A 20161-nucleotide genomic window follows, 5' to 3' on the forward strand; every position below is an offset into this window, starting at 1 on the left:
CGAAGGGGGAGAAAGCGGGCGAAGTGTAAACCGCCCTGTAAACCGGTCGATTTCGTACCCCTCCGAAGAGGGTCGAAAACGTCGCAAAGCCAAGTAAAACAAGGTGGAGGCGAGTACCGGAATCGAACCGGTGTACACGGATTTGCAATCCGCTGCGTCACCACTCCGCCAACTCGCCAATCCGTAAGTCGTTGAAACTATTTAGGTTTCCGTGGTGCTTCGGAACTTATAGCCAAAGTTGGAGGGGGTGTCCAGACATGCTGAACGGCGGGTGAGAGGTAACGTGGACGGGCGGAGGGGGCGGGAGATGAAAAAGGCGGCGGCTGCAGGGGAAAAGGCGGGGCAGGGGGGCAGTGTGGCGTTGCCGCTGGCGCGGGCATGTGGCACAACCGGCTCGAAGAGTCCGAACGAACGAGTATTGCGATGACGGATTTTGCCGCGCGGCGCAGGATGATGGTGGACACGCAGGTCCGGCCCTCCGACGTCACGAAATATCCCATCATTTCGGCCATGTTGTCCGTCCCGCGCGAGGCCTTCGTGCCCGCCGACCGGCAGGAGGCCGCCTACCTGGGCGAGAATATCGAGCTGGGCGGAAACCGCGTTCTGCTGGAGCCGCGTACCTTGGCCAAGATGCTGGATGCATTGAACATTCAGCCCACGGACTTGGTCCTGGACATCGGCCCGGCGCATGGCTACTCGGCCGCCGTGATCGCGCGGATGGCAGAGGCGGTGATCGCGGTGGAGGAAGACGCGCAATTCGTTTCGGACGCGCAACAGGCGCTGACCGCCGAAGACGCCGACAATGTCGTGCTGCAGGACGGGGCGCTGACGGCCGGTGCGCCGGAACATGGACCCTACGACGTGATGATCCTGCAAGGCGCGGTGGAAATCGTGCCGGATGCGCTGTTGGATCAGCTCAAGGAGGGCGGGCGGATCGCCGCGCTGTTCTCCGAAGGGCACCTGGGCGCGGTCCGCATCGGCTACAAGATCGACGGTGCCGTCACCTGGCGGTTCGCGTTCAACGCGGGCGCGCCGGTGCTGCCGGGCTTTGAAAAGGTGCGCGCGTTCGCATTGTAGGGGCGCGCCCGGCGCCCTATATGCGCCGGACGTCAAGGGAATGGACGCCGCGCAGGTGGCGGGTCCGAGGGGCAAGGTCATGACAGCGAAAACACGCGGGTTGAAACATTTCATCAGGGGCGCGACCGCGGTTGCTTTCCTGGGGCTGGGGATTGCCGCGCCACGCGTCGCCACGGCCGAAACCTTGGCCGATGCGCTGGCCTCCTCCTACCGGCACAGCGGCCTGTTGGAGCAGAACCAGGCGCTGCTGCGGGTCGCGGATGAAGATGTCGCTCAGGCGCTGTCTGCCCTGCGCCCGATCCTGACCTGGTCCGCGGGGGTCAGCCGTGATTTCGGCACGTCGCGCAGCGCCCTGGTGGGGGTCAGCGCGACCTCGTCCAACGCCGCGTCCGTCGGGCTCAGCCTTGATTGGTTGCTGTATGATTTCGGGGCCTCGCGGCTGAATGTCGATATCGCCAAGGAAACGGTGCTGGCCTCGCGCGCGCAGCTTCTGGCGCTGGAGCAGCAGGTGCTGCTGCGCGGCGTCGCCGCCTATCTCGAGGTGCGCCGCGCAGGCCAGTTCCTGGAGTTGCGGCAAAGCAACCTGCGCCTGATCCGTCAGGAATTGCGCGCCGCGCAGGACCGGTTCGAGGTCGGCGAGGTGACCCGCACTGATGTCTCCCTGACGGAGGCGCGGTTGGCTGCGGCGCAAAGTGGCGTGGCTCAGGCACAGGGCGACCTGATGCGCGCGCAGGTGGAATACCTGGCCGCTGTCGGTCACAAGCCCGGCACGCTGGCGCCGGCGACGCTGCCCGCCAACCTGCCCGCGACCGCCGATGCCGCCGCCGCCGTGGCGCTGCGGGTGCATCCGCAGATGGACGCCGCCCGCCGCCAGGTGACGATCGCGGATCTGGCTGTGGCCGTTGCCGATGCATCGCTGAAGCCGCAGATCAGCCTGTCCAGCAGCCTCAGCCTGACCGAATCCCTTGGCTCCGACACCTATAGCCGGGGTGGGTCGATCACCATCGGAGCCGGAGGCCCGGTCTATGCCGGCGGGCGCCTGGCATCAGTCCAGCGGCAGGCGTTGCAGCGCGTGGAAAGCGCGCGCGCGCAACTGCATGTCACCAGCCACGACATCCGTCAGGGTGCCAGCAACGCCGTCGTCGGGTTGCAGGTCTCCGAATCCAGCATCGTGTCCTCGCGGGAGCAGGTGCGCGCCGCCGAGCTTGCCTTTCGAGGGGTCCGGGACGAGGCCGCCCTGGGCGCGCGGACCACGCTGGACGTGCTGAACGCGGAACAGGAATTGCTGAACGCGCGGACCAACCTGATTTCCGCCCAGGTGGACGAGAAATTCGCCCGCTATCAACTGCTGTCTGCGATGGGCCAGCTGACCGCACAGAAGATGAAGCTGGGCGTGCAGATCTATGATCCGGCTGCCTATTACAACCTGGTCAAGGACGCGCCGGCGGGTGTGTCGGAACAGGGGAAGCGTCTGGATAGCGTGCTGCGCCGCCTCGGGAAAGAGTGACGGAACGCGTAAAACCCTCTCTATCGGTTGTGAAAAAAACGGTGCCGCGCTAAAGTTGTAAGCGTAACAGATTGGTTTCGCAGCAGATGTCCGACCCCGTCACAAATGTGCAGATCGAGGATGTCCTATCCTCCATTCGCAAGCTCGTCTCGGAAGAGGTCAGGGCCCAGACCCAGACCGCACCGCAGGGGGCGTCCACCCCGCGGGAGGCCCCGGCGAAGCCCGGAAAACTGGTGCTTTCGCCCTCGCAACGCGTGGCCGAACCGCCCCGTGACGAGACGGAAGATCCCGCCGAAACCACCCCCGTGGCGCGCGAGGACGAGGTCTCCGACAGGCTGGCCCGCGACCTGGCGCAGGGGCTGACCTCCTTCCTGGACAAGGCGCGTGACGCGGGCGGGGCCGAATCGCCTGCGCCCCTGCGGACGGACCCGGCAGAACATCCACTGGGACCGGGGCGCCGGGTGTTGCATCGTGGCAGCACAGCCGAGGGCACGCCGCTCGCCGACGAATTGCCGCCGTTCAACTTTGGCGATCCGGCGGGGGCGACTGACGGCGACGTGGCGGAAGATGTGTCCGACCCTTGGGGCGATGACGGCGAAGTCGCCGGATTTGCCGAGAACGTCGAGGAAGAGACCGAGGAAACCGTGATCCGCGTGTCCGAACGGCTGTCGGCCGAACGCGATGCCCGCGCCGGTCGCGACACCCGCACTGACCGTGAAGGGGCCGCAGCCTCCGTCTTCTCCGACGCGTTTCGTGCGGAGACGGATGAACCTGCCCCCCAAGCGCAGGACAGTCGTGACAGTGCGGCGGAGGGAAGCGCCGAAGACGACGCGGCGCAGGCGCAGGATCTGGCCGCCCATTGTGATCTGGACTCGGGTCGGGAGAATGACGCGGAAGCCGAAGGCGGGGCCTTTGCAGAGAACCTGACCTTTGCCGATCCCGGCGCACAGGACGACCCGGTGGAAGTCCCGTCCTTCCTGCGGACCAAGGGGGTCACCTCGCTCGAAGTTCGGATCGCGGAGCTTGAAGCCGCCGTCGCCGAAAGCGAAGAGACCTGGGATACGGAGGCCGCCCCCCGCCGGGAGGGCAGGGCCAGCGCCTCGGAGGATACGCTGCCCTGGGAGGACCACGTGCCCGACGTCGACGGCGCACCGGCCGACCTGCGTTGGCCCCCCCGGGCAGAGCGTGGGGCTGATGCCATGCCCGGCGATCTGCCGGAAGCGGAAGGCATGAATGCCGACCTCGCCGATTATCCCCCGGCAGAGCCTTCGGACCTGCCCCGCCGGGGCCCCAAGGCGAAGGCGCGCGATGACATGGCAGATCGCATGCCGGGCGTGGCACAGGGCAGTGGGGCAGGGCATCCCGACTCGGCGGCTGGTGGCTATGCAGCACCGGCGCAGGATGCACCCGATACGGACCATCTGCCCAGTGCGCAGCCCGCCGCCACCGCGCTGGAGGCGCTGGACGAGGACATGCTGCGGGCCATCGTCTCCGATATCGTGCGGGAGGAACTGCAAGGCCCGTTGGGAGAGCGGATCACCCGCAACGTCCGCAAACTCGTGCGCCGGGAAATTCAGCGCAGCCTGACCGCGCAGAACCTGCTTTGACCGGACCGGCCGGGGTGTTCCTGCCCCCGGTCGCGATGTCGTGCCTCGGGGCTCTTCGATGGCGATGTCACCGCTGGCAGGCCCTCAACGCCTGGGGGTCCGGTCCCGTGCCGCAGGGCAGGTCGCCTGACCGGCGGTCAGACCTTTGCGGACATGTGCAGCAGCAGATCCAGGTCCATGTGCCGTTCCAGATGCGCGGCCAACGCGTCCAGCGTGCTGTCCACCTGGTCGTCGTATTTCAGGCCGCTCTGCGCACCCAACTCGGCCAGATAGGCACCGCGAAAGGCATCGGCGGCGAATAGCCCGTGCAAGTAGCTGCCGCGCACCCGCCCTGTGGCATTGGTCGCGCCCTCGGGCCGGCTGCCGACCTCCAGCCAGGGGCGGGCGCAATCCGGCCCCTCCGTCCGGCCCAGGTGGATCTCATAGCCTTCCAGCGGCGCGCCGGAGGCTGGGTGACGGGCTTGGGTCAGCTGCACCCGTTTCGCGGGTGCCATGACCGTGTCGACCGCCAGGTGGCCGAGGCCCGGATAGCTGCCTGCCCTCCCCTCGATCCCGTCGGGGTCGGCGATGCTGCGGCCCAGCATCTGGTAACCGCCGCACAGCCCCAGCACATGGCCCCCGCGCCGGATATGGGCTGTCAGGTCGATATCCCAGCCATTGCGGCGAAAAGCCTCCAGATCGGCGATGGTGGATTTCGATCCGGGAATCAGCACAAGAGCGGCGTCGCCGGGCAGCGGGCGCCCCGGCTCGATGATGTCGACCCGCAGATGCGGCTCTGCGGCAAGGGGGTCGAGATCGTCGAAATTCGCCATCCGGCCCAGGCGCGGCACCGCGATGCGGAATGCGCCATCGCCCGTGTGGCGCCCTGCCAGGTCCATGATGTCCTCCGCCGGCAGGCGCCAGGCGTCGTCGAACCAGGGCAGAACGCCGACGGACGGCCAGGCGGTGCGGATCTCGATCGCGGCCAGCCCGTCTTCGAACAGCTCAGGATCGCCGCGAAACTTGTTGATCGCAAAGCCGACGACCTGCGCCGCGTCCTGCGGATCCAGCACCGATTGCGTGCCCACGATCTGCGCGATCACACCGCCCCGGTCAATGTCACCGACCAGCACCACGGGCACGCCTGCCGCTCGGGCGAAGCCCATGTTGGCGATGTCACCGGCACGCAGGTTGATTTCTGCCGGGCTGCCGGCGCCTTCGACCAGGACCAGGTCGGCGGTGCTGGCCAGGCGGGTGAAACTGTCGGTCACGTCGCGCAGGAGGCGGGGTTTCATCGTCGCGAAATCGCGGGCCGAACAATTTGCCAGCCGCCTCCCGTGCAGCACCACCTGGGCGCCCGTGTCGGTTTCCGGTTTCAGCAGGACCGGGTTCATGTCCACATGCGGCGCCCGCCGGGCCGCGAGGGCCTGCAGCGCCTGGGCGCGCCCGATCTCACCGCCCTGGGGGGTGACGGCGGCGTTGTTGGACATGTTCTGCGGCTTGAACGGGGCGACGGACAGGCCGCGCCGGGCGAAGGCGCGGGCCAGCCCGGCGACCAGCATCGACTTGCCCACGTTTGAGCCGGTTCCCTGAAGCATGATCGCCCGTGTCATCCGGCCTGCCATCCGTTCTGTTGATCCGCTGCGGGGCTGCGGTGGGGGCGGGGATAGACCGCCACGCCCGTCGCCTGCAAACGAAAAGCGCGCCCGGACAGGCCGGGCGCGCTTTTCCTGTTCCGGTCACGCCGTGGCGTGGCCCGGTCGTGATCAGGCCGCTTCGGCCTGCTCTGCCGCTTGGCGGCGTTCGCTTTCTTCGCGCGACAGCGCGACAGAGGTCCGCACCCCTTTGCCCACAAAGTCCATAAGACCCTGGACAACGCGTTCGGTCGGGTCGATCCCCGCACAGCTCAACACTTCGCGACCATCGCGGGACCGCGCCCATCGCGCGATCTGTTCGGGCCCGTTGCCGTATTTCTTGTCATCGGCAATGGCGTCGTCCAGGGCGGCGAGGACGACAGCTGCAAAAAGTTTGCGCGCACGGTTGCCTTGTTCGTTCGTGAAGGCTGCTCCGTCAACGAAATCTCTCATGATCCGTCCTTTGTTATTGCTCTTGCGTTTCGGGCGTGCTGCCGTTTATGGCGAAACGATGACGATTCGGATACAGCAGTTTCGCATTCCCGACATGCGCAAGACGCATGACTTCCGCGATGCAGCAGGGCTTTCGCACATACCTTGCCACCCGCACGAGTGGCAGATATAGGTCCGCCGGATATCGCTTCAACTGAATGCGCAGGAAACGGCCATGCCCAAGATCAACGGCAACGAAATCCGCCCCGGCAACGTGCTGGAGCATAACGGGGGTTTGTGGGCCGCCGTGAAGGTGGATCATGTCAAACCCGGCAAGGGCGGCGCCTTTGCCCAGGTGGAGTTGCGCAACCTGCGCAACGGCTCCAAGCTGAACGAACGCTTCCGCTCCGCCGACAAGGTGGAACGGGTCCGGCTGGAGCAGAAAGACCAGCAGTTCCTCTATGAAACCGACGGGATGCTGGTGTTCATGGATGCCCAGACCTACGAGCAGATCGAACTGCCGGCAGAGATCCTGGGCGACCGTCGCCCGTTCCTCCAGGACGGGATGACCATCTTGGTGGAGTTTCATGAGGACGAGGCCCTGAACGCCACGCTGCCGCAGAAAGTGACCTGCAAGATCGTGGAGACGGAGCCGGTGGTGAAGGGGCAGACCGCCGCCAACAGCTTCAAACCCGCTGAGTTGGACAATGGGGTCAAGGTCATGGTGCCGCCCTTCGTCGGGCAGGACGAGGACATCGTGGTGAACACCGAGACGATGGAATACGCGGAACGGGCATGACCTGACGTCGCGTCATCGTCGTGCGGCGGGCCGCGTGAGACCGGGTAAGGATGCAGTCTGGCCTGCATCCAAGGGGCGGGCCGCAGGCGCTGCCCCTTTTTTTGGTCGACATCACGGGGCGGTGGTCACTGGCGGGAGGTATCTTTCGCGGCGGGATCCGGCCCGGTGAGGGGCCAGCGCGCGGTGAGCAGACGATGTTTCGGGTACAGCTTCAGCCGCATCTGCGCCTGCTGGTTGCCGCCCAGCATCAGGTAGTGGTCCCGGCTTTCGCCGACGCAGAACGCCACATGCCCGAAGGGAGAGCGCGGGAATAGGCGCCAGAACACCAGGATGGCGCCGTATTGCGGACGCACCGGCATCCCGAAATCGCACCAGGGGCGGGCGCGCGGTTCGATCTCGGGGATTGCGTCATCGGCCACCACGCGGCGCATGCAATGGCCGACGAATAGCCCGCACCATGGCAGAGTCGAGGGGAGGCGATCGCCGATCGTATGCATCAGGTGCAGGACACGCCTGCGCGACAGAACACCCGGTTCGCCATCCTCCTGGTAGAGTCGCAGCGCCTCTTCGATCCAGGGCAGATCGGTGCGCGGGGCCTCTGCCCGGGTGCCATCGGTAGACAGTTCGGCCGAGGTGGGCCCGGATTTGGCCGCAGCCACAGGGGGCGCCCCGATGTCGGGCGCGGATCGTTGCGGGAAATCGAACACGGGGCAATCCTCCGATGCGGTCAGCGATGGGGTGGCAACGCATGAGGACGCATCGGGTTTCCGCAAGAGGGGCCGGACCGCAAGATCTGTCACGAAACCGCCGCGCGCCGGGCGGGCCTGAGGAGGGCCTGCCCGGCGTCGTATCCTGCCTTGTCAGCCGTCCATGCTGACCTGTGCGCTGCCGGCCTGCATCCCCGGCCCGGCGCGGTCGAACCGCAGATAGGCGATGGCCCGATCCCCTGCGACAGTGTGAAGGCGGCCGATGGTCTTGCCGTCGCGGGTGATCTCCGTTCCCGGCGTTGCGGTGCCGGACAGGGCGACCGTGACCAGCCCCTTGCGCAGTTCGGTCTTGTGTTTCATCCGGGCGGCGATCTCCTGGCCGACGTAGCAGCCCTTGCGGAAATCGACGCCGTTCAGCCGCTCGAAACCGGCTTCCAGGATGTAGGTGTCGGGGGTCAGCTCGATGCCGGTGGCAGGGATGCAATGGGCGACGCGGATCGCGTCCCAGTCACTGCCGTCGTCGCCCTGTTCGTCCCCATATAGCCGCCAGCCAAGCGCGGGGTGCCGCGGATCGGCCAGCGCGCCCGCCGGCGCAGGGCCGGTGCCGCGACGGACGTGCAGATCGGCCTCGGCAATGGTGACATCGGCGCGCAGCTTGTACATCGCCAGCCGCTGGGCCAGGGCATCGGCCACCTGCTCTGCCACGTCGATCAGGATGTCCTCGCCCTGTCGCAGCATGATGAAATCGGCGATCAACTTGCCCTGCGGGGTCAGCAGCGCGCCATAGGCCGCCCCGTCGGACAGGCGGGCCAGGTCGCTTGTCACGAGGTTCTGGAGAAAGTCATAGGCATCGGCACCTGACAGGCGCAAAATGCGCCGGTCGCGCAGGGGATCGGGGCCGGTGGCCGTGTCGTCGCGCCGGGGGGTGAGGTCTGCGGTTGTCATGGGAGGCTCCCTTTTCCTTCTTGGTCCCAGTATAGCCCTTGGCGAGGGAAACGACAGGAGGGGTGCGATGCGCGCCGCATTATCCGTGATCGTGCCGGTGCTGAACGGCGAAACGCAGCTGCCCGGATGCGCCGGCGCGCTGTACGAAGGGGTCCAGGCCGGGGTGATCCGCGAATTGATCGTAAGTGACGGCGGATCGCAGGACAACAGCCGGACCCTGGCCGAAGACCTTGGCGCCCGCGTGATCATCGGCGCCCCCTCGCGCGGAGGGCAGATCGCACGGGGCGTGGCGGCGGCGGCGGGGGAGTGGCTGCTGATTCTGGATCCCGGTACCCAGCCCGGCCCCGGCTGGACGGAGAAAGTCAGCGCCCAGATGGCGCGCGGCAGGCCAGGGGCCTTCCGGCTGGGATTTGACCGCGGCGGCATCGGTCCACGCCTGGTGGCGGGATGGGCCAACCGGCGCAGCCGGCTGCTGCGCCTGCCGTTCGCGGATCAGGGGTTGCTGGTCTCTGCCGTGCATCTGGCGCGGGTGGGGGGCTACCCGGATCAGCCGGTAATGGCGGATATCGCGGTAGCACGGCGGCTGGCGCGGGCTGGCCTGCCGATGGAACTGATGGGCTGCGTGGCGCGCAGGTCCTTTGATCGCTATGCCGCAGATGGCTGGGTCCGGAACGGCGCCCGCAGCCTGGGCCTGCAATTGCGCTATGCCGCAGGGGCGGATCCGGCACTGCTGGCGCGGGCCGGACGGGATGGGCGGGACCGAGGCCGCTGAGGCCGGCTCACGGCCCGGCCCCGGACATCAGAGGGGCAGGCGGGTTCGGGCGTCGAATTCGGCCTGGATCTTCGCCGGGTCATATTCCGTGCGGATCCAGTCTTCGAACCCGATGGGGTCGGTGGCGTTGCGCAGGGCGTAGCTGTCCAGGATGTGATCCAGCACGCCCGTTTTGGTCCAGCGGAAGTGGACATAGCGCGCCGACAACATGCGCCGCGCCTGTTCGACCGGCTCTCCCTCGATCGCCATCAGGTAGATGGCCGAGGCGAACCCGGCCCGGTCCGCGCCCGATTTGCAATGCATCACGAAGGGGCGGTCGATGCTGCGAAAGGCTGCGATCACGGCCAGGATCTCGGCGGCCGAGGCCGCCTTGCGCGCGTGCAGGTTGCGATCCACCAGCGTCAGGCCCAGCTGCTCGCAGCTTTCGCGTTCGGTCAGGTAATGCGCCGCCCCCGCCGAGCCGCGCAGGTTCAGTACCGAGGTGACGCCGCGCGCCTTCAGCTCCGCAAAACGGCGGTGGGTGGGGTGGTTGGACCGGAAGACCCCCGGCGCGATCTCGTCCAGATTGGTCCAGACGCCGCGCAGGATCGCATGGTCGAACCACAAGTTGTAGATATGCGCCCGGCGCCGTTTCTCCGGCGTCGACAGATCCGTGTTGTAGGAATTGCGCAGGTCGCGCTCCCATTGTTTTATTCGGTCGAAAAGTCTGACGGTTCCCGCCTTGGCCATTGCCCGATCCTGTGCAGTGCAGGCCCGATGTAAGGGGGGCAGGCCCCTGTGGCAACCCGTGCGAATTGACGCGCGCCGCGCGCGGGACCATTCTCCGCCCGTGGCGGCCCCCTGCGACCGCATCACAGATCCCAACCCGACGCCGATCCCGACGCCGAACCAGACCCGAAACGGAGATTTCCATGAGCCTTGCATCCGGTCGCACCTACCTTGCCATTCCCGGCCCGTCCGTCATGCCGGACGCCGTGCTGCGGGCGATGCACAGTGCCGCTCCCAATATCTACGAGGGCGAACTGCCCCGTATGGTGGCCGAGATGATGCCCGATCTGAAACGCGTCGCGCAGACCGATGCCTTTGCCACGATCTACATCGCCAACGGGCATGGCGCCTGGGAGGCAGCGCTGTCCAACATCGCCGCCGAAGGGGAAAAGGTTCTGGTCTGCGCGACGGGCCGGTTCGGGCACGGCTGGGCGGACATGGCCGAGGGGTTGGGCCTGGAGGTCGAAGTGCTGGATTTCGGCCTGAACGCCACCATCGACCCGGCCCGCCTGGCCGAGGTTCTGACCGCTGACACGGCGCATCGGATCAAGGCGGTGATGTTCAGCCATGTGGATACCGCCACCTCCATCCGCAACGATCCGCGCGCCCTGCGTCGGGCGCTGGACGAGGCCGGACATCCGGCGCTGTTGATGGCCGATTGCATTGCCTCGCTGGGGGTGGACCGGTTCGAGATGGACGCCTGGGGCGTGGATGTGATGGTGGCGGGATCGCAAAAGGGGCTGATGGTGCCGCCGGGCCTGTCCTTTGTCTTCTTCAACGCCCGCGCGGCGGAGGTGCGGGCGCGGATGAAACGTGTCTCCCGCTATTGGGACTGGGTACCGCGTGCCGAACCGGAGTGGTTCTACCAGTTCTTCGGGGGCACGGCGCCCACGCATCACCTGCTGGGCCTGCGCGCCGCGCTGGACCTGATCCATGACGAAGGGCTGGAGGCCGTGTGGCATCGCCACGCCGTGCTGGCCCGCGCCATCTGGGCCGCCTGCGAGGCCTGGGGGCAGGGCGGACCGTTGCGGCTGAACGTGGCGGATGCGCAGCTGCGCAGTCATGCTGTTACCGCGTTGGGTCTGGGTGGTCGCAACGGCGAGGCGTTGCGCCGCTGGACCGCCGAGACTGCGGGCGTGACGCTGGGCCTGGGGTTGGGTATGGCGGCCCGCGACGATCCGGCAGGCGAAGGGTACTTTCGCATCGGGCACATGGGGCATGTGAATGCCCATATGGTGCTGGGGGTCATGGGCGTGATCGAAAGCGGGATGCGTGCGCTGGAGATCCCCTTTGGCAGCGGCGCGCTGGCCGCAGCGGCGGAAGTGGTTGCCAGCAACGAGCCGCTGGCCCCCGCCGCCACCCTGACCGCTGAAGAGGCAACCGCGCGCGCCACCATGGCCCCCGCCGCGCGCTGAGCCGCCCGCGCCGGGGCGGGCCGACCGGAAGGAATGACAACGCCCCCGTCACCTGTCGATGCGGGGGCGTTTGCGTTTCGGTCTGGGGGGGCTCTCAGCCGGCGGAGTTGATCTCGGCCAGGGCGGCGGGCAGGGCTTCCTCCAGCCGGAGCAGATCCTCCGGCGTGCCGCAGCTGATGCGGATGCAACGGTCCTGCGGTGCGACAAAGGGCATGCGGACAAACACACCGCGTGCGCCCAGTGCCGCGACCAGCGACCGCGCGGTGTCGCCGTCGCCGCCGGTATCGGCAGTCACGAAATTGGTCGCCGAGGGCAGGGGCACCAGCCCGTTGTCGCGGGCGATCCGGGCGATCTCCTCTCGGGAGGCGGCGATCCTGGCCACCGTGTCGCGCAGGTGGTCCTGATCCGCCAAAGCCGCCAATGCGCCGTCCTGCGCCGTGCGATGCATCCCGAAATGGTTGCGTACGGTGTCGAAGGCGGCGATCAGCGTCGGATCGCCAATGGCATAGCCGACCCGCGCGCCCGCAAGGGCATAGGCCTTGGAAAAGGTGCGCATCCGGATCACCCGCGGATCGTCATAGGCGATCGGCGCCAGCGCCGCCTCGGGGGCGCATTCGATATAGGCCTCGTCCAGAACCAGCAGCGCGTGATCGGGCAGATCCGCCAAAGCATCGGCGATGTCCTGTCCGTTCAGGTAGCTGCCCATCGGGTTGTCAGGATTGGCGAGGTAGACCAGTTTCGCCCCGGTTTCCCGCGCCTTGGCGAACAGGGCGCGCGGGTCTTCGTGGTCACCTTTGTAGGGCACGGTCACCAGTTCGCCGCCAAAACCCTGGACGTGGTAATTGAACGTGGGATAGGCCCCGTGGGAGGTCACGACCCGGTCGCCCGGCGCCACCAGCAGGCGCACCAGAAGGCCCAGCAGCCCGTCCACCCCTTCGCCCACGGTCACGGTTTCCAGCCGCGTATCCAGATGTTCGGCCAGCGCGACGCACAGGTCATGGCTGGCGGAATCGCCGTATTTCCACAGGTCGGGCGTGGCCGCCTGCATCGCGGCGATCGCCTTGGGCGAGGGGCCAAAGACGTTTTCATTGGCCCCCAACCGGGCCGCGAAGGGGGCGCCGCGACGGCGCTCCAATTCCTCGGGGCCGATGAAGGGGACGGTGGCGGGCAGGCTCTGGGCCAGGGGGGTAAGGCGCGTGTCGGACATGCCCGAATGTCTAGCCCCGAACCCGCGCCCCACACAAGACGCGACGTTCTCGTGGCGCCCGGGCGGCGCGGAAGATTAGGGTCAGGTCCAATATTTACCGTCTGTAGAGGGAGGACCGATATGACGGACCGGGTAAGGACCGAGATCACGGGGAAGATCGCGCATGTCACGCTGGTGCGCGGTGACAAGATGAACGCGGTGGATCCCGCCATGGCGGAGGCCATCGTCGCGGCGGGGGAGGCCCTGGTGGACAATGCCGATATCCGCGCCGTCGTGCTTTCGGGAGAAGGGCGGGCCTTCTGCGCGGGGCTGGATGTGGCGTCGTTCGGCAAGATGGCGGGCCCGTCCACGGAAGACCGGGTGATGACCCGGACCCATGGCGATTCGAACCTGATGCAGGAGGTCGCGATGATCTGGCGCAAGGTGCCGGTGCCGGTGATCGCCGCCGTGCAGGGCGTGGCCTTTGGCGCAGGCTTCCAGCTGGCGCTGGGTGCGGATATCCGCATCGCAGCGCCGGGCACGAAGCTGGCGGTGATGGAGGCCAAGTGGGGGCTGATCCCCGACATGGGCGGGATGGTTCTGCTGCCGCAGCTGGTGCGGTCCGACGTGCTGCGCCTGATGACCTACACGGCAGAGCCGGTGGCGGTCGAACAGGGCCTGGCCTGGGGCCTGGTCACCCAGATCGCCGAGGATCCTCTGGCGGAGGCGCAGCGCCTGGCAGAGGTGATCGCCGGCAAGTCGCCCTCCGGCACCCGCGCGGCGAAACGGCTGATCGGCGTCGCCGAAAGTGGCGCGGATGCGGCCAAGGTGCTGTTTGAGGAAAGCGCGGAACAGCTGCCCCTGATCGGTGGCGCCCACCAGCAGGAGATCATCGCGGCCAATATGGCCAAGCGCGCGCCGCAGTTCGACTGAGGTGCCGTAGAGCCGGGGGGTGCGGACTTGTGGCGCCCGGCCTGTCGCTGGCACGGCGGGGTGGCGGCCGCAGCCCGCGCCGTTTCGCCAGGAGCGCGGGGCAGGGCGGCGCCCTGGTGTCTCGGCGGCTTTGGGTTGGGGAGGCAACACGTCCTGCATCCGGCGCCGACCCCTAGGCGCGGTGCCCGTGCCAGGTCGGGCGTCCAACGGGGTGCCGCACCCTTTCGGACCGTGCCGCACCGCGCCGGGCCATACCTCGCCGTTTCTCAACCGGCCGGGACTCGGGGTCCGGCATAGGGGGCCAACACAGGACGGCGAAAGGCCGGGGGCCTCAGCCCCTTGGGCCGGTGACGGACGAACGATGGCCGCCCGCGCGTCTGGTCACCCCGCCGCGCGTTTGCCGGGACCAAAGGCCAACCGGTCGGAGACGACAAAGCGCCCCCCGTCGATCTTGCGGATCTTCCCCTCCCGCAGGAGCAACCCGAAGGAGCGCAGGCCGTCTTCGCGGCTGAAGGTTTCGGGTTCCAGAGAGCGCACGGTGGTCATGATCTGCGGCCGGGAGAATTCGCCGCGCCCCTCGACATAGCTCAGGTAGGCGGCAGCGGCTTCCAGAAGGTCGGGCAGTTCCACGGCGCCCACGCGGGCGGCGTAGTCGCGGAAACTGGTCGCGGCCTCCGGCGCCTCCCCCTCGGGTTGGCGGGCAGGGGCGGGATCTGCCTGCTGTGCGGGCGCGGCCTCCCGCGCGGCGGCTTCGGACCCGGCCTCTGCGGTAGGTGGGGGCATGTCCTGCGCGGTCTCCGGGGTGGGACGCAGGGGGCCTTCCCCGGATTGGCTGTTCATTGTCTCTGCGACCACTTCGGCCAGGCCGTCGTTGTCGTCGGACAGTTCGATCGCATCGTCCGATGTTGCCTCTGGGGCGGGATCGGCGCGGTGCTGGACCGTGACGCGGCGCGGCCGCACCGGGGCAAGGGCGTTGCTTTCCTCAAGGTCGACGCGCTGTTCGGCCACCAGTTTCAGCGGCGCGGGGCGTTGATCCACGCGTTGAGCCTGACCTGTGACGCGAGGCCGGCGGGGGCGGACCACCTGGGCCAGATCCTCCCGGTAGGGGTCGGCGCTGGGGTTTTCCTTGCGCAGGTTGGAGCCGGCGCGATGCTCGGCCTTGGTGGCGGCGACGGCCGCCCGCAAATGCGCGATGGCGCTGCGGCGGCGGGTGCCCTCGCTCTCTCCCAGATGTTGGTTCGTCTCCTCTAGGATGCGATCCATGTTGCCCTGGTTGTCGGCATCGGCAAAGCGGTCGGGCTGATCGGCGGCATCCGGATCGGTGGCGTCGATCTGCGCATCATCGCCCGGCTGCGCCACGGGGGCGGCGGGACCGTCAAGGGCGATGTCGTTTTGCGGTGCGCCCTGCTGATCAGCATCGGGGGCGGCGTCATACGTGATCGCGCCATGGGCGGGGTCGTGGTCCGCAGGGTCGTCTGCGTCGTCGAAGCCGAAATCATCGGCCCGGTCGGCGCGCAATGGCGTGGCCGGCGCGTCGGTATCGGTATCAGCGGCCAGTTCGGCCTCCACCGCGGCCAGTTCGCTTTGCAGTTCGGCCTCGTCCTCGGCGCTGAGCGTGGAATCGGAGGAAAACTCGTCCTCTTCGTCGATCTCTTCCATCACGGCGTCGAAATCGGCGCGCTTCACCTTGATGACCCGCGCGACAGGGCGGCGGGCGGGGGTGTCAGCTGCGATGTCGGCGCTATCGGCGACGTGATCGGTATCGTCCTCGGCGGCGTCCTCGGCGGTCGCGGTGACGGTGGGGGCCTCCTCCGACGCTTCTGCCACGGGGGCTTCGGCGGGGGCGGTCGTGGCGGTATCCGCCAAGTCGTCCCCGGCCTCATCGCTGGCGGCGAGGTCGAAGATATCGGTGTCCTCTTCGGCGGCCGCCTCTCCGGCCGCGGCGGGGGAGCGGGCATCGGTGCCGATTTCGCCGTCGTCGGTGAGCTGTTCGTCGATCTCGGCGTCCTCCGCGTCGAGGTCGGCCATCAGGTCGGACCATTCGCCGTCCTCTTCCTCGTCCGTCAGGGCAGAAGTGTCGGCGAAGGTTTCCCCCGCATCGGAGGTCAGCGGCGCGGCGATCTCCTCGGCGGGCAGATCTGCGGCGGGCCGGTCTGCGGCGGGCAGATCTGCGGGCTCTGCCCGGCTCTCTGCCACGGTCTCCGGCTCGGCGGGGGGCGGTGTTGTTACCGGGGCAGCGGCTTCGGGCGCGGTGTCCGGGGTGGCGCGCTGGGTGCGGTTCACGACAGAGCGGATGCGTTGCAACTTGGCCGTGACGCTGGAGGGATCGGGAGGGGTCGGAGCCGGGCGCGCGGCGGGGAGGTCTTCGCCAACTTCCGCCTCAGGGGCCTGTTCCGGCTTGGCGGCCTGAGCTTCGGCGGTGGGGGCCTGTTGCGCGACGGGGGCAGGTTCCGCGGCAGGGGTCGGTTCGCTGTCTTCGGCCGGGATGGCCGTTTCAAGTCCGGTGGCGGCGTCGCCGATGGCGTGATCGGCCAGGCTGTCCTGATCGCTATGCGCGGAGCTGTCGGTGGACAGGTCTGCAGCGGGCAGGTCGGCGGCGGGATCGGACGCGGCGGCAGGTTCCGGGGCAGGTTCCGAGGCAGGCTCGGCGGCGGGCGCCTGCCGGGTTTCGGGGCGCAGCACGATATTGCCATCCTGGGTGCGCGCCTCGATCCGGCGGGAATGGCCGCGTTCGGCCAGCCGGGCCAGCACATCGGCATCCGGCGTCGGAGGTTCGGCCCCGAAGAACCGGTCCTCCGCCGCGAGATCCCGGAAATATTCCGCGATGGCCTTCATCGTTTCGAACGCGTCGTCGAAGCCTTCGAGGGTACAGGAGAAGGTTCCGTACGAAACGGTCAGAATTTTGTTGGACTCAACCACGGTGCCACTCGCCTTCTGTATATGATATAGGATCCGCAGGACGACACGGATACGAATTGCCTTTCGTGATACGGCGGAACCTGCCCGAATCTTTGAAGCAGCCGGTCTTATTTTGTGACCATATTGTGGTTCGAGTCGAATCCAGGCAGGCAAAATCATGAAAATTCCCCCCATTCTGCGCAGTGACCGCCCCGTCGGTCTGGTTGGCGGCAGCGGTCTGAACATTGCGGAACTGGGCGTGATCCGGCGCAATTGCGGACCGCTGGTGGCGGCGGATGGGGGGGCGAACCTGCTGATGGCGCATGGCGTGGTGCCGGATGCGGTGATCGGGGACCTGGACTCGCTGGACCCGGACGTCGCGCGCCGTATTCCCGCCGACCGGGTGCATCACGTCTCCGAACAGGACAGCACAGATTTCGAGAAATGCCTGACCCGGATCGCCGCGCCGCTGGTCGTCGGCACCGGGTTCCTGGGAAGGCGGGTGGATCACATGATGGCCGCCTGCACCGCGCTGGTCCGCCATGCGGACCGGCCCTGCCTGCTGCTGGGGGGGGAGGATCAACTGTTCCATTGCCCGCCCGAGGTGGCCCTGTCATTGGAGACGGGAACGCGCGTGTCGCTTTATCCGCTGGCGCCGGTGACGGGGCGGTCCGAAGGGCTGCGCTGGCCGATCGACGGGTTGGCGTTCCGCCCCGACGGGCGGGTCGGCACGTCCAACGTGGCGCTGGGCGGAACGGTGCGGCTGTCGATGGACGGGCCGGGGATGCTGGTTATTCTTCCGGCTGCAACGCTTGCGGAAACGGCGCTTGTGCTGGCAGGGGGCGGCGGGCGATGGCCCGTTCCCGCGCCACGATGAACAATCCCGAGGCGATGGTCACGCCGATGCCGATGGCGGCCAGCCCGTCGGGCAGATCGCCGAAGATTGCCCAGCCGATCAGCGTGGCGCAGGGGATTTCCAGGTATTGCATCGGCGCCAGCGTGGCCGAGGGTGCGAACCGCAGGGACCAAGTCATCAACAGGTGACCGAACGATCCCAGCAGCCCGATCAGCAGCAGCAGACCCCAGGCGTCGCGCGGCGGCATCGGCAGGGTCATGCCCGGCACCTCTGCCGCGTTGGTGATCAGCAGCAGTGGCGCCAGCACGGCCACGGCGATCCAGCCGGATACGGCCTGCATCCCGATCGGGTCGATTTCCTTGGCGATGCGGCGGGTGACCAGCATGAACAACGAAAAGGTCAGCGCGACGCCCAGCGGCAGCAGGGCCGGGGCGCCGACCTCGGCAAAGCTGGGCTGAACCACCATCAACGTGCCGACAAACCCCACCGCGCAGGCGGCCAGGCGCTGCGGGCCGACTTCTTCTCCCAGCAGGAACTTGCCCATCAGCAGCAGCAGAAACGGCATGACAAAGGCGATGGCGATGGCGTCTGCCAGCGGCAGGTATTTCAGCGAGGTGAACATGAACCCGACGCCCAGAATATGCAGCAGGGTGCGCAGGGCGGTCATCCTCAGTATATAACCGCGCATCCGCATCACTCGTCCGGTGGCCAGGGCGATGGGGGTCAGAAAGACCCCTTGCAGGGCGAACCGGATCAGCAGCAGTTCTCCGATGGGCAGGCGGGTGCCCAGCAGTTTCGCCGTGGCATCCCCCATCGGGGCCACGATGCAGAAACCGAGCATCAGGAAAATGCCGAGAACCGGCCTATCAGCGTTCATGCCGGCGACCCTATGGGCGGCCTTGGGGCGTGTCGAGTTTGTGCGATCGCAAGGGCGGGTGTGCGGGGCAGGCTGACCTGACTTGCAGCGGGTGGAAAGCCGCAGCGCCCATGCGCCGCATGCGGAGGCCGGTCAAAGCCGGTGCGCGGGCGATCTGCTGGCGGGGCGGATGCGTCTCTGGGGCACCGGCGGGGCGGGTGTTCGGGGCGGTGGCCATCGCGGCGGAAGGGCACGGCCGGGACGGGGCCGCCCTTGCCGGGCTGGAACCGGGCCATCGCCGGGGCGAACGCCGGGGGGAACCCCGGAACCAACTCGGGGACCAATTCAGGGGCCCACTCCGGGCGAACTCCGGGGCAAGACCCGGATTCACCGGGTGGATCGGGCGAAAGACGCTTGACCTTCGTCCGGCGGGGGCCAAGTAATGCGCCGTCGGCCCTATCGGCCCCTTGCGCCGCTCGGCGCCGGGCCGGGAAGGGGACGATTGCACAGGGTGACCGGGCCCCTCTGGCGGATGTCGCGGCACATCCGTGATGTCGGCACCAGTTCGAAAATCGGCCGCACAGCAGATCCATCATGACCAGCCGACCCAAAACAGCGATGCGCCGGGGCCCCGCGTCGACCCTTCTTCACTATTTTCTCTGGGCCTTCATCGTCACTGGCCTGGGCCTTGTCCTGGGCGCCGTGCTGGGGTGGCAGACCACCGGCACCTGGAATGGTGCGCTGACGATCTTCTTCATCTGTGCCGTCCTCGCGGTGCTGGAGATCAGCCTGTCCTTCGACAATGCCATCGTGAACGCCAACAAGCTGAAGGAAATGACCCCGAAATGGCAGCGCCGCTTCCTGACCTGGGGGATATTGATCGCCGTGTTCGGGATGCGCATCGTCTTCCCGTTGCTGATCGTGGTGATCGCGGCCGGGGTTGGCCCTTGGGAGGCGCTGGTGATGGCCGCCGCCCGCCCCGAGGATTACGCCCATATCATGGAAACCGCGCATCTGCCGATCGCGGCCTTTGGCGGGACGTTCCTGATGATGGTCGGGCTGGGGTTCTTCTTCGACAGCGACAAGGACGTGCATTGGGTCACCTGGCTGGAGGCCCGGATGTCCAGCTACGCCGCCGTGCGCGGGATCGAGGTTGCAGTGGTGCTGCTGGTGATCCTGGCCTTTCAACGGCTGCTGCCGGAGGCGCAGCAGATGACGTTCCTGACAGCGGCGATCTGGGGGCTTGTGACCTTCCTGGTGGTAGAGGTCGCAGGCGGCCTGCTGGACCGCAAGGAAGCCGCGCTGCAGGCCGGCGCACGGGGCGGGGTGGGGGCGTTTCTCTACCTGGAGGTTCTGGACGCGTCGTTTTCCTTTGACGGGGTGATCGGGGCTTTTGCGCTGTCGCAGAACCTGTTTGTCATCGCCATCGGGCTGGGGATCGGGGCGATGTATGTCCGCTCCATGACCATCATGCTGGTGGAGAAGGGGACATTGGCCGAATATCGCTACCTGGAACATGGCGCCTTCTACGCCATCATCGCGCTGTCGGTGATCATGTTCGCCCAATCGCTGGTCCATATCCCCGAGGTCATCACCGGCCTGGCCGGGGCCGCGCTGATCGGGGTGTCCTTCTGGTCCTCCGTCCGCTGGAACCGCCGCAACACCGCGGCGGGGTGACCGGCGCACCAGACGGGCATTTCCCGGCCCGAAGGCTGCTGTGCTGCCCGGCAGGGATGTCGGCGTCCGGCGGAGGCCGACCGGTCGGGAGGGCGTGACGGCACCGCGCACCC

At 67.7% G+C, this 20161-nt stretch carries 17 protein-coding genes and 1 tRNA gene; 9 read left to right on the forward strand and 9 right to left on the reverse strand.

Going from position 1 to position 20161, the window contains the following annotated elements:
* Positions 1-104: 104 nt before the first annotated feature.
* A tRNA-Cys gene (locus tag G5A46_RS09725) sits at positions 105-178 on the reverse strand.
* A 245-nt stretch (positions 179-423) separates the two neighbouring features.
* Between G5A46_RS09725 and G5A46_RS09730 the strand changes: the two genes are divergently transcribed.
* The 3 genes from G5A46_RS09730 to G5A46_RS09740 all read left to right on the forward strand — a co-directional run bounded on the left by G5A46_RS09730 (position 424) and on the right by G5A46_RS09740 (position 4191).
* Positions 424-1077: a protein-L-isoaspartate O-methyltransferase family protein gene (locus G5A46_RS09730; RefSeq protein WP_163849214.1), complete on the forward strand. Its 654-nt coding sequence runs from the start codon at positions 424-426 to the stop codon at positions 1075-1077.
* Positions 1078-1156: 79 nt separating this feature from the next.
* Entirely contained in the window at positions 1157-2584 is a 1428-nt protein-coding gene (locus tag G5A46_RS09735; protein WP_163849215.1) for a TolC family outer membrane protein, read from the forward strand.
* A gap of 86 nt (positions 2585-2670) precedes the next feature.
* A complete protein-coding gene (locus G5A46_RS09740) occupies positions 2671-4191 on the forward strand; it encodes a hypothetical protein (RefSeq protein ID WP_163846109.1) in 1521 nt (506 codons plus the stop codon).
* 137 nt (positions 4192-4328) lie between these two features.
* Here the strand turns inward: G5A46_RS09740 and G5A46_RS09745 are convergent, their stop codons facing one another.
* Positions 4329-5783 (reverse strand): cobyric acid synthase, encoded by a 1455-nt coding sequence (locus G5A46_RS09745; RefSeq protein ID WP_163849216.1) that lies wholly within the window; start codon positions 5781-5783, stop codon positions 4329-4331.
* Positions 5784-5936: 153 nt separating this feature from the next.
* Positions 5937-6257, reverse strand: coding sequence for a DUF6280 family protein (locus tag G5A46_RS09750; RefSeq protein WP_163849217.1), 321 nt, complete (start codon positions 6255-6257; stop codon positions 5937-5939).
* Positions 6258-6471: 214 nt separating this feature from the next.
* Between G5A46_RS09750 and efp the strand changes: the two genes are divergently transcribed.
* The gene (efp, locus tag G5A46_RS09755) at positions 6472-7035 is read left to right on the forward strand and encodes an elongation factor P (protein ID WP_163849218.1); all 564 of its coding nucleotides are present in this window, start codon (positions 6472-6474) and stop codon (positions 7033-7035) included.
* A 125-nt stretch (positions 7036-7160) separates the two neighbouring features.
* Here efp and G5A46_RS09760 read toward each other — a convergent pair whose 3' ends face one another.
* Positions 7161-7742 (reverse strand): C40 family peptidase, encoded by a 582-nt coding sequence (locus tag G5A46_RS09760; protein WP_163849219.1) that lies wholly within the window; start codon positions 7740-7742, stop codon positions 7161-7163.
* 153 nt (positions 7743-7895) lie between these two features.
* On the reverse strand, positions 7896-8630 hold the full coding sequence (gene ygfZ, locus G5A46_RS09765; protein ID WP_163849965.1) for a CAF17-like 4Fe-4S cluster assembly/insertion protein YgfZ: 735 nt from the start codon (positions 8628-8630) through the stop codon (positions 7896-7898).
* A 124-nt stretch (positions 8631-8754) separates the two neighbouring features.
* On the opposite strand from ygfZ, the gene G5A46_RS09770 reads away from it, so the two are divergent.
* On the forward strand, positions 8755-9459 hold the full coding sequence (locus G5A46_RS09770; protein ID WP_163849220.1) for a glycosyltransferase: 705 nt from the start codon (positions 8755-8757) through the stop codon (positions 9457-9459).
* A gap of 27 nt (positions 9460-9486) precedes the next feature.
* On the opposite strand, the gene G5A46_RS09775 is transcribed toward G5A46_RS09770, so the two are convergent.
* Complete coding sequence (locus tag G5A46_RS09775; RefSeq protein WP_163849221.1) at positions 9487-10188, reverse strand: tyrosine-protein phosphatase; 702 nt, start codon at positions 10186-10188, stop codon at positions 9487-9489.
* A 182-nt stretch (positions 10189-10370) separates the two neighbouring features.
* Between G5A46_RS09775 and G5A46_RS09780 the strand changes: the two genes are divergently transcribed.
* Positions 10371-11642 carry a pyridoxal-phosphate-dependent aminotransferase family protein gene (locus G5A46_RS09780; RefSeq protein ID WP_163849222.1) on the forward strand — a complete coding sequence of 424 codons (1272 nt, stop codon included), beginning with the start codon at positions 10371-10373 and terminating at the stop codon, positions 11640-11642.
* A 94-nt stretch (positions 11643-11736) separates the two neighbouring features.
* On the opposite strand, the gene G5A46_RS09785 is transcribed toward G5A46_RS09780, so the two are convergent.
* Positions 11737-12849: a pyridoxal phosphate-dependent aminotransferase gene (locus tag G5A46_RS09785; RefSeq protein WP_163849223.1), complete on the reverse strand. Its 1113-nt coding sequence runs from the start codon at positions 12847-12849 to the stop codon at positions 11737-11739.
* Positions 12850-12969: 120 nt separating this feature from the next.
* Between G5A46_RS09785 and G5A46_RS09790 the strand changes: the two genes are divergently transcribed.
* On the forward strand, positions 12970-13761 hold the full coding sequence (locus tag G5A46_RS09790) for a crotonase/enoyl-CoA hydratase family protein (RefSeq protein ID WP_163849224.1): 792 nt from the start codon (positions 12970-12972) through the stop codon (positions 13759-13761).
* 381 nt (positions 13762-14142) lie between these two features.
* Here the strand turns inward: G5A46_RS09790 and G5A46_RS09795 are convergent, their stop codons facing one another.
* Positions 14143-16680, reverse strand: coding sequence for a hypothetical protein (locus tag G5A46_RS09795; RefSeq protein ID WP_163849225.1), 2538 nt, complete (start codon positions 16678-16680; stop codon positions 14143-14145).
* A gap of 157 nt (positions 16681-16837) precedes the next feature.
* On the opposite strand from G5A46_RS09795, the gene G5A46_RS09800 reads away from it, so the two are divergent.
* Positions 16838-17536 carry a thiamine diphosphokinase gene (locus G5A46_RS09800; RefSeq protein ID WP_163849226.1) on the forward strand — a complete coding sequence of 233 codons (699 nt, stop codon included), beginning with the start codon at positions 16838-16840 and terminating at the stop codon, positions 17534-17536.
* Here G5A46_RS09800 and G5A46_RS09805 read toward each other — a convergent pair.
* Entirely contained in the window at positions 17451-18392 is a 942-nt protein-coding gene (locus tag G5A46_RS09805; RefSeq protein ID WP_163849227.1) for a DMT family transporter, read from the reverse strand. The two genes, G5A46_RS09800 and G5A46_RS09805, sit on opposite strands and share 86 nt — an antisense overlap.
* A 597-nt stretch (positions 18393-18989) precedes the next feature.
* On the opposite strand from G5A46_RS09805, the gene G5A46_RS09810 reads away from it, so the two are divergent.
* Positions 18990-20048, forward strand: coding sequence for a DUF475 domain-containing protein (locus G5A46_RS09810; protein WP_163849966.1), 1059 nt, complete (start codon positions 18990-18992; stop codon positions 20046-20048).
* The last annotated feature ends 113 nt before the right edge of the window (positions 20049-20161 follow it).

Source organism: Pseudooceanicola aestuarii (assembly GCF_010614805.1).
GTDB lineage: Bacteria > Pseudomonadota > Alphaproteobacteria > Rhodobacterales > Rhodobacteraceae > Pseudooceanicola > Pseudooceanicola aestuarii.

Coding starts and splice junctions, on each gene's coding strand:
- G5A46_RS09730 (WP_163849214.1), top strand. CDS start 424: ATGACGGATTTTGCCGCGCGGCGCAGGATGATGGTGGACACGCAGGTC.
- G5A46_RS09735 (WP_163849215.1), top strand. CDS start 1,157: ATGACAGCGAAAACACGCGGGTTGAAACATTTCATCAGGGGCGCGACC.
- G5A46_RS09740 (WP_163846109.1), top strand. CDS start 2,671: ATGTCCGACCCCGTCACAAATGTGCAGATCGAGGATGTCCTATCCTCC.
- G5A46_RS09745 (WP_163849216.1), bottom strand. CDS start 5,783: ATGACACGGGCGATCATGCTTCAGGGAACCGGCTCAAACGTGGGCAAG.
- G5A46_RS09750 (WP_163849217.1), bottom strand. CDS start 6,257: ATGAGAGATTTCGTTGACGGAGCAGCCTTCACGAACGAACAAGGCAAC.
- efp (WP_163849218.1), top strand. CDS start 6,472: ATGCCCAAGATCAACGGCAACGAAATCCGCCCCGGCAACGTGCTGGAG.
- G5A46_RS09770 (WP_163849220.1), top strand. CDS start 8,755: ATGCGCGCCGCATTATCCGTGATCGTGCCGGTGCTGAACGGCGAAACG.
- G5A46_RS09775 (WP_163849221.1), bottom strand. CDS start 10,188: ATGGCCAAGGCGGGAACCGTCAGACTTTTCGACCGAATAAAACAATGG.
- G5A46_RS09780 (WP_163849222.1), top strand. CDS start 10,371: ATGAGCCTTGCATCCGGTCGCACCTACCTTGCCATTCCCGGCCCGTCC.
- G5A46_RS09785 (WP_163849223.1), bottom strand. CDS start 12,849: ATGTCCGACACGCGCCTTACCCCCCTGGCCCAGAGCCTGCCCGCCACC.
- G5A46_RS09790 (WP_163849224.1), top strand. CDS start 12,970: ATGACGGACCGGGTAAGGACCGAGATCACGGGGAAGATCGCGCATGTC.
- G5A46_RS09800 (WP_163849226.1), top strand. CDS start 16,838: ATGAAAATTCCCCCCATTCTGCGCAGTGACCGCCCCGTCGGTCTGGTT.
- G5A46_RS09805 (WP_163849227.1), bottom strand. CDS start 18,392: ATGAACGCTGATAGGCCGGTTCTCGGCATTTTCCTGATGCTCGGTTTC.
- G5A46_RS09810 (WP_163849966.1), top strand. CDS start 18,990: ATGCGCCGGGGCCCCGCGTCGACCCTTCTTCACTATTTTCTCTGGGCC.